Source organism: Stenotrophomonas sp. FW305-3-2-15-E-LB1 (assembly GCF_058787375.1).
The window spans coordinates 63,969-71,811 of sequence record NZ_JBYSZR010000007.1; the positions used below are offsets into that span (position 1 = coordinate 63,969).

8 protein-coding genes are annotated in these 7,843 nt (G+C 67.8%); 7 read left to right on the forward strand and 1 reads right to left on the reverse strand.

Annotation, left to right across the window (positions count from 1 at the left end; all coding sequences use genetic code 11):
• The first annotated feature begins 271 nt into the window (after positions 1 to 271).
• From AC3WL7_RS07375 to AC3WL7_RS07400, 6 genes are all read left to right on the forward strand, one after another.
• Positions 272 to 631 (forward strand): GntR family transcriptional regulator, encoded by a 360-nt coding sequence (locus AC3WL7_RS07375; RefSeq protein ID WP_079222416.1) that lies wholly within the window; start codon positions 272 to 274, stop codon positions 629 to 631.
• The gene (locus AC3WL7_RS07380; protein ID WP_108746985.1) at positions 631 to 1,506 is read left to right on the forward strand and encodes an ABC transporter ATP-binding protein; all 876 of its coding nucleotides are present in this window, start codon (positions 631 to 633) and stop codon (positions 1,504 to 1,506) included. Before AC3WL7_RS07375 ends, AC3WL7_RS07380 begins: the two co-directional genes overlap by 1 nt.
• Positions 1,503 to 2,528, forward strand: coding sequence for a hypothetical protein (locus AC3WL7_RS07385; RefSeq protein ID WP_492749856.1), 1,026 nt, complete (start codon positions 1,503 to 1,505; stop codon positions 2,526 to 2,528). The genes AC3WL7_RS07380 and AC3WL7_RS07385 overlap by 4 nt, the downstream gene beginning before the upstream one ends.
• Before the next feature lie 21 nt (positions 2,529 to 2,549).
• Positions 2,550 to 3,437: a GIN domain-containing protein gene (locus AC3WL7_RS07390; RefSeq protein ID WP_079222419.1), complete on the forward strand. Its 888-nt coding sequence runs from the start codon at positions 2,550 to 2,552 to the stop codon at positions 3,435 to 3,437.
• Between the two features lie 31 nt (positions 3,438 to 3,468).
• Positions 3,469 to 4,086 (forward strand): YggN family protein, encoded by a 618-nt coding sequence (locus AC3WL7_RS07395; protein WP_200732529.1) that lies wholly within the window; start codon positions 3,469 to 3,471, stop codon positions 4,084 to 4,086.
• Positions 4,087 to 4,192: 106 nt separating this feature from the next.
• Entirely contained in the window at positions 4,193 to 4,618 is a 426-nt protein-coding gene (locus AC3WL7_RS07400; RefSeq protein ID WP_108746988.1) for a hypothetical protein, read from the forward strand.
• A 57-nt stretch (positions 4,619 to 4,675) separates the two neighbouring features.
• Here the strand turns inward: AC3WL7_RS07400 and AC3WL7_RS07405 are convergent, their stop codons facing one another.
• Positions 4,676 to 6,115: a class II fumarate hydratase gene (locus tag AC3WL7_RS07405; RefSeq protein ID WP_492749862.1), complete on the reverse strand. Its 1,440-nt coding sequence runs from the start codon at positions 6,113 to 6,115 to the stop codon at positions 4,676 to 4,678.
• Positions 6,116 to 6,347: 232 nt separating this feature from the next.
• On the opposite strand from AC3WL7_RS07405, the gene purB reads away from it, so the two are divergent.
• Positions 6,348 to 7,715 carry an adenylosuccinate lyase gene (gene purB, locus AC3WL7_RS07410; RefSeq protein ID WP_283220849.1) on the forward strand — a complete coding sequence of 456 codons (1,368 nt, stop codon included), beginning with the start codon at positions 6,348 to 6,350 and terminating at the stop codon, positions 7,713 to 7,715.
• The last annotated feature ends 128 nt before the right edge of the window (positions 7,716 to 7,843 follow it).

Below are 7,843 nucleotides of genomic sequence, written 5' to 3' on the forward strand. Positions count from 1 at the left end.
ACCTGAGACAGGGGGAAACCATGAACATCCAGATGCGACGCCGCCATGCCGCCCCTGCGGTCACGGCCGTATCCACGCTGTTGGCCCTGCTCTGGCTGGCCCTGCCGGCACCGCCGGCGCCCTCCTCCTCCCCCGACAACACCCCGCAGGACGCAGCACCCTTCACGGCCGGGAACGCCGAACCCTCTCCCCCTCCCCCGCGTCGGCTGCACAGCTCCCTGTCCATGCCGTACTTCTCGTTCGCACAGCCGCTGACCCCACGGAGCTGAATATGAGCGACATCCAGTGGAGCGACGGCGCTCCCATCTACCGCCAGCTGAAGGAGCGCGTGATCGCCATGATGCTCGACGGAATCCTCAAGCCGGGCGACGCCCTGCCTTCGGTGCGCCAGGTGGCCGCCGACTACCAGCTCAATCCCATCACCGTTTCGCGCGCCTACCAGGAACTGGCCGATGAAGGCCTGGTCGAGAAGCGCCGCGGCCTGGGCATGTTCATGACCGAGCAGGCCGCCACGCAGCTGCGCAGCAGCGAGCGTGAGCGCTTCCTCAACGAAGAATGGCCGGCGGTCCTGGAGCGCATCCAGCGCCTGGGCCTGAGCCTCGACGAATTGCTGCCCCAGGGGAAGATCTGATGAGTACCGTCGCAAGCGAAGCCGTCATCACCGCAAAGGGCCTGCGCAAGGCCTACAAGAACACCGTTGCCCTCGACAACGCCAGCTTCTCCATTCCCGCAGGCCGCATCGTCGGCCTGATCGGGCCCAATGGCGCCGGCAAGACCACCGCACTGAAGGCCATCCTCGGCCTGACCTCGGTGGAGGGCGAGCTGTCGGTGCTGGGCCGCGACCCGCGGGCGCACCGCGATGAACTGATGAAGGACATCTGCTTCATCGCCGACGTGGCCGTACTGCCACGCTGGCTGAAGGTGCGCGAGGCCATCGATTTCGTGGCCGGCGTGCACCCGCGCTTCGACCGCGCCCGCTGCGAACGCTTCCTGGCCAACACCAAGCTGCAGCCCAAGCAGCGCGTGCGCGAGCTGTCCAAGGGCATGATCGTGCAGCTGCACCTGGCCCTGGTTATGGCCATCGATGCCCGCATCCTGGTGCTGGACGAGCCGACCCTGGGCCTGGACATCCTGTACCGCAAGGAGTTCTACCAGCGCCTGCTGGAGGACTACTTCGACGAGCAGAAGACGATCATCGTCACCACCCACCAGGTGGAAGAGATCGAGCACATCCTCAGCGACGTGATGTTCATCCGCGATGGCCGCGTGGTCCTCAGCGCGGAGATGGACGAGGTGGGCGAACGCTACACCGAGCTGCTGGTAGGTGCAGACCAGCTGGAAACCGCCCGCGCACTGAAGCCGATCGACGAGCGCGCCCAAGCCTTCGGCAAGACCGTGCTGCTGTTTGACGGCGTGCCGCGCAGCCAGCTTTCCACCCTGGGCGAGACCCGCAACGCGGGCCTGGCCGATCTGTTCGTCGCTGTCATGAAGGGGACCTACGCATGAATGCCGTCAACCATCCGGTCAGCCCCGCAGGCACCCTGCGCTGGCTGCTCAAGCGCGAATACTGGGAGAACCGCGGCGGCTTCCTGTACGCCCCGCTGATCGCCGGCATCGCCTCGCTGCTGATGAGCGCGGTGGGCATCGGCCTGGGCCTGTTCGCCCTGCACCGTGCCGCCCGCGACGGCGGCCTGCACGTCGATGGCGAGGACGTGAACATCAACGGCCTGGACCTGGCCCTGCTGACCCAGAAGATCAGCGCCAAGGACATGGCCGACCTCGGCAACGGCCTGGACCTGACGCTGCTGCTCAGCTCCACCTGGCCCTTCCTGGTGCTGGCCTTCGTGGTGTTCTTCTACTGCCTGGGCGCTCTCTACGACGACCGCCGCGACCGCAGCATCCTGTTCTGGAAGTCGCTGCCGCTGTCGGACACCCAGACCGTGCTGTCCAAGGTGATCAGCGCCCTGGTCATCGCGCCGCTGGTGGCCACCCTGGCCGCCGTCGCCACCATGTTCGGCTTCCTGCTGATCATCAGCATCGTTGCGGTCACCCACGGCGGCAGCGCGACCACGCTGATCTGGGGCCCGGCCAGCCCGCTGACCCTGAGCGCCGGCCTGCTGACCGCCATCCCGGTGTACGCGCTGTGGGCCCTGCCGACCGCCGGCTGGCTGCTGCTGTGCTCGGCCTGGGCCAAGAGCAAGCCGTTCCTGTGGGCGGTGATGCTGCCGCTGTTCGCCGGCATCATCGTCAGCACCACCAAGCTGATGCATGTGTTCGACATGACCACCGGCTGGTTCTGGCAGCACATCGTCGGCCGCCTGCTGCTGGGCACGGTGCCGGGCGTGGACCTGGTCTACCGCCTCAGCGCGAGCGACAGGGCCAAGAGCGTCGAGTCGCTGGCCGCACTGATGAGTCCGGCCGAGCAGCTGAAGACCCTGGCCATGCCCGACCTGTGGATCGGTGCAGCGTTCGGCGTCGCCTTCATCATCCTGGCCATCCGCCTGCGCAAGCGCGCCGGCGAAATCTGATCCCTTCCCGGAGAGACCACCATGCGTACCCTGCTCGCCTGTAGTGCCCTGTTGCTGCTGTTGCCGCTGTCGGTGCAGGCCGCCGACGCACCCAACTGCAAGCTTTCCGCGCCGCGCTCGCTGAAGCTGGACACGGCCGGTGCCAAGGCCGTGGTGTTCGAGGTCAACCAGCACGACCTGAAGGTCGTCGCCAATGCCGGCGGTGGCCAGCTGGAAGGCCGCGCCTGCGCGTCCAGCCAGGAGCTGCTGGACCAGCTGCGGCTGGACCAGCGCCGCGAAGGCGACAAGCTGGTGGTCAGCCTGCGCCGTGACAGCCGGCCCGGCATCAGCCTGGGCAACTTCCATGCCTGGCTGGACATCCGTGGCAGCGTGCCGGACAACCTGCCGCTGCAGTTCCGCATCGGTTCCGGCGATGCCAGCGTGGACAACGCGCAGTCGCTGAGCATGGATGTCGGCTCCGGTGATGGCATCGCCCGCGGCACGCGGGGCAGCGTGCATGCTGCGGTCGGCTCGGGCGACCTGGACATCGACGGCGCCGCATCGCTGAACCTGCTGTCGCTGGGTTCGGGCGACGTCAAGGCCCGCAATATCGGGGGCGACGCCGTGGTCGGCACCGTCGGTTCGGGTGACCTGAAGATCAGCGACGTGCGCGGCAACGCGCGGCTGGAAACGGTCGGCTCGGGCGACATCGGCTTCCGCCAGGTAAAGGGCAACGTGGAGATCGGCGTGGTCGGCTCCGGCGACGTGGACATCGACCAGACCGGCGGCAACGTGCACGTGCGCAGCCACGGCTCGGGCGACATCACCGTCAACGGCGCCGGCGGCAACCTGACCGTCGACCACAGTGGCAGCGGCGACGTCCGCCATCGCGACATCGGCGGCAAGGTCACCCTGCCGCGCGGCAAGTAAGCCATCCATCCATTGCCTTGAGGAGAACGCCATGAACCTGCTGCGCCTGATGCCTGCCGTCCTGCTGTGCCTGCCGCTGATCGCCTGTGGCGGCACGTCCTCGTCTTCCTCTTCGCCGTCGGACACGTCGCCGGGCAAGGCCGTGGCCGATGCCACCGGCGAGATCGGCAAGAGCGTCAAGGAAGCCACCGACAAGGCCCGTGAGGAAATCGCCAAGGGCAACATCAAGATTTCCTCGGACAAGCAGCCGCGTGCGGAGATCACCCCGGATGGCCGCCTGCTGATCGCCGGCAAGGAAGTGGAGACCACGCCGGCACAGCGTCGCCAGCTGCTGGACTATCGCGGCCATATCGCCGGCATCGCCCAGGACGGCATGGAGATCGGCGTGGCCGGTGCCAAGCTGGGCGCCAGCGCCGCCAGCGAAGCGATCAAGGGCGTATTCAGTGGCGACACCGACGGCATCGAGAAGCGCATCAATGCCGAAGCCGAGAAGATCGAAGCCCAGGCCAAGCAGCTGTGCAACCGGCTGCCGGCGATGCTGGCCAGCCAGCAGGCACTGGCCCGCGACCTGCCGGCGTTCCAGCCCTACGCCACCATGGACCAGCGCGACATCGACGACTGCAACACCAACACCGTGGTCAACCGCTGACCCTGTGACACTTCGCCGCACCCGGCCGGCAACCTGACCCGTTGCCGGCCGTGCCGGGCCGCCCGGGCTTACAATGGCGGCCCCCGATGCACCCGATAGAACCGCCATGAAAAAGCTGTTGCTGCTGCTGGTCGCCCTGCTCTGCCTGGGCCTGGCCGGCTGCGACCAGGACTACCGCAACCACCGCGCCGAGCGCGGCAAGCCCAAGATCTCCGTCAGCGAAAGCATGGTGACGGTGCGCCGCCAGCCGGCGCCGAACATCATCATCCTGCCCGACGGCACGATGAAGGTGGACGAGATCCAGATCCCGCTGAACGATGGCCAGCGGCAGATGCTGCAGACCATGTTCGGCAAGCTGCAGGTGCTGCGCCAGAACACCCTGGTGGCGGCCCCGGCCGATCCGAACATGCAGCCGGTGAAGATCCAGCCACCGGAGGGCATGGAGGTGATTCCGCCGGACCTGGTGCAGGCCATCCCGGAGTTCAAGGATTACACCGAGACGTTCGGCAACATCGTCGCCGACCGCCGCTGATACGAAAAACGCCGCCCCAGGGGCGGCGTTTTCGTTTGATGCGTGGATGCCGCCAGATCAGCCGCCGGCACCACCACCACCGGCCTGGATGCCACCGGCGGTCAGCGCGGCCGGGTCCAGCAGGCGGCGCAGCTCGGCCTCGTCCAGGCCGCTGTCCTCCAGCGCCACATCCAGCACCGGGCGCTGTTCCTTGTAGGCCCGCTTGGCGATGGCCGCCGCCTTCTCATAGCCGATGATCGGGTTCAGCGCGGTCACCAGGATCGGATTGCGCGCCAGCGCCTCGGCCACGCGGTCCTCGCGCACCTTCAGCCCCTTGATCGCGCTGTCGGCCAGCAGGACGGACACGTTGGCCAGCAGGCCGATGCCATCGAGCAGGTTCACCGCGATCAGCGGCAGGGTGACATTGAGCTGGAAGTTGCCGGTCTGCCCGGCCACGGTGATCGCGGTGTGGTGGCCGATCACCTGCGCGCAGGCCATCACGGTCGCCTCGGGAATGACCGGGTTGACCTTGCCCGGCATGATCGAGCTGCCCGGCTGCAGGGCCGGCAGTTCGATCTCGCCCAGCCCGGCCAGCGGACCGGCGTTCATCCAGCGCAGGTCGTTGGCGATCTTGATCAGGGCCACGGCCAGGGCATTGAGCTGGCCGGACAGTTCCACGGCATCGTCCTGCGCGGCCAGGCCTTCAAACTTGTTCGCCGCGCTGTCGAACTTGACACCGGTCTGCTGCTTGAGGGCCTTGGCCACCTGCTCGCCGAAGCGCGGATCGGCATTGATGCCGGTGCCGATGGCGGTGCCGCCCAGCGGCAGGCGACGCACGCGCTTGAGGCTGTCTTCGATGCGTTCCTGTGCCGAGGCCAGCTGCGCCGACCACGCGCCAAATTCCTGCTCGAAGGTCAGCGGCATCGCATCCATCAGGTGGGTGCGGCCGGTCTTGACCACCTTGCGCAGGCTGCGGCCCTTCTTGTCCAGGGTCTTGCGCAGGTGCACCAGCGCCGGCAGCAGATGCTCGTGCACGGCCAGCACCGCCGACACGCGCAATGCCGTCGGGATCACATCGTTGGAGCTCTGCCCCTGGTTGACGTGGTCGTTGGGGTGCACCACGGTCTTGCCCGCCTTGCCGGCACGGTTGGCCAGGGTGGCGATGACCTCGTTGGCATTCATGTTCGAGGAGGTACCCGAACCGGTCTGGTAGACGTCGATGGGGAAATGCGCGTCCCACTGACCGGCCGACACTTCGGCGGCAGCCACCTGGATGGCCTTGGCCACGACCTTGGGCAGGTGGCCCAGCTCGGCGTTGACGCCGGCGGAAGCGCCCTTCACCAGGCCCAGGGCACGGATGAAACCGCGCGGCATGCGCTGGCCCGAGACCGGGAAGTTCTCCACGGCACGCTGGGTCTGCGCGCCCCACAGGGCGTCGGCAGGTACCTGCAGTTCGCCCATGCTGTCGTGTTCGATACGGAACGTCGCGGTTCCACCCTTGCTTGCAGCTTTGCTCATTGCATCAACTCCGCACTACTTCTGTTGGGGAAAGGGAAGCGGCGGCTGGCAGCGGGTCGCTTCCCGGGGCTGGCGGCTGTGCCAACGATACTCCCTTGTCCAAAGCATGGAACGCCGCCGATGGGTCGCACCGTCCGATCGGTAGCGCCGGCCGCTCGCCGGCAACGCCGAAGCGCGGCAGCCCGCAGCGTCGTAGAATATGGCCCCCGCCGCTCGCCCCAGCCCTGCCGACATGTCCGATTACGCCCTGCTCGCCCTGTCCCCGCTCGATGGCCGCTATGCCGGCAAGGTCGACGCCCTGCGCCCGATCTTCTCCGAGTACGGCCTGATCAAGGCCCGCATCACGGTCGAGGTCGAGTGGCTGCTGGCCCTGGGCGCCGAGCCGGGCATCGTCGAACTGGCCGCGTTCTCCGAGGCGGCCACCACCCGTCTGCGCGCCCTCGCCGCCAACCTCACCCCGGCCCAGGCCGCGCGCGTGAAGGAGATCGAGCGCACCACCAACCATGACGTCAAGGCGGTGGAGTACTTCATCAAGGAACAGCTGAAGGACGACGCCGAGCTGGCCCCGGCGCTGGAGTTCGTGCACTTCGCCTGCACCAGCGAGGACATCAACAACCTCAGCTACGGCCTGATGCTGGAACAGGCCCGCCGCGAAGTGCTGCTGCCGAGCCTGGACGGCGTCGCCGCCACCCTGCGCACCCTGGCCCACGCCCAGGCCGCACAGCCGATGCTGTCGCGCACCCACGGCCAGACCGCCTCGCCGACCACCCTGGGCAAGGAGCTGGCCAACGTGGTCGCCCGCCTGGAGCGCCAGCGCCGGCAGATCGCCGCGGTCGAGCTGACCGGCAAGATCAACGGCGCAGTGGGCAACTACAACGCCCACGTGGCCAGCTACCCGGACGTGGACTGGCCGGCCTTCGCCGAGCGCTTCGTGACCAGCCTGGGCCTGGTGTTCAACCCGTACACCACGCAGATCGAGCCGCACGACAACATCGCCGAGATCGGCGATGCCGCGCGCCGCGCCAACATCATCCTGATCGACCTGGCCCGCGACATCTGGGGCTACATCTCGCTGGGCTACTTCAAGCAGCGCCTGAAGGAAGGCGAAGTCGGTTCGTCGACGATGCCGCACAAGGTCAACCCGATCGATTTCGAGAATGCAGAAGGCAACTTCGGCATCGCCAACGCGCTGTTCGAGCACTTCAGCGCGAAGCTGCCGATCAGCCGCTGGCAGCGTGACCTGACCGATTCCACGGTGCTGCGTGCGCTGGGCACCGCCTTCGGCCACGGCCAGGTGGCGCTGGATTCGCTGGCCAAGGGCCTGGGCAAGCTGGAAGTGAACCCGCAGCGCCTGGATGCCGATCTGGACGCGGCCTGGGAAGTGCTGGCCGAGGCCGTGCAGACGGTGATGCGCCGCCACGGCCTGCCGAACCCGTACGAGCAGCTGAAGGCGCTGACCCGTGGCCAGGGCATCACGGCGGAGTCGATGCGGGCGTTCGTGGAGACGCTGGCGCTGCCGGAGGATGCCAAGCAGTCGCTGCGTGAGATGACCCCGGGCAGCTACACGGGCCTGGCTGAGGCGCTGGCGAAGAAGATCTAAGGGGTTTTCCTTGCGGCGGCGGCCGCGGGCGCTGCCTGCGGCAGGCAACTGCAACTGCAACAGCAACAGCAACAGCGATCCAGGCTCTGGGTTGCTGCGGGCTGGGCGGGGGGGGGGGGGGGGGGGGG

Bases quoted from the DNA above. Each gene is read 5' to 3' on its own strand.
- AC3WL7_RS07375 (WP_079222416.1), top strand. From the start codon at position 272: ATGAGCGACATCCAGTGGAGCGACGGCGCTCCCATCTACCGCCAGCTG.
- AC3WL7_RS07380 (WP_108746985.1), top strand. From the start codon at position 631: ATGAGTACCGTCGCAAGCGAAGCCGTCATCACCGCAAAGGGCCTGCGC.
- AC3WL7_RS07385 (WP_492749856.1), top strand. From the start codon at position 1,503: ATGAATGCCGTCAACCATCCGGTCAGCCCCGCAGGCACCCTGCGCTGG.
- AC3WL7_RS07390 (WP_079222419.1), top strand. From the start codon at position 2,550: ATGCGTACCCTGCTCGCCTGTAGTGCCCTGTTGCTGCTGTTGCCGCTG.
- AC3WL7_RS07395 (WP_200732529.1), top strand. From the start codon at position 3,469: ATGAACCTGCTGCGCCTGATGCCTGCCGTCCTGCTGTGCCTGCCGCTG.
- AC3WL7_RS07400 (WP_108746988.1), top strand. From the start codon at position 4,193: ATGAAAAAGCTGTTGCTGCTGCTGGTCGCCCTGCTCTGCCTGGGCCTG.
- AC3WL7_RS07405 (WP_492749862.1), bottom strand. From the start codon at position 6,115: ATGAGCAAAGCTGCAAGCAAGGGTGGAACCGCGACGTTCCGTATCGAA.
- purB (WP_283220849.1), top strand. From the start codon at position 6,348: ATGTCCGATTACGCCCTGCTCGCCCTGTCCCCGCTCGATGGCCGCTAT.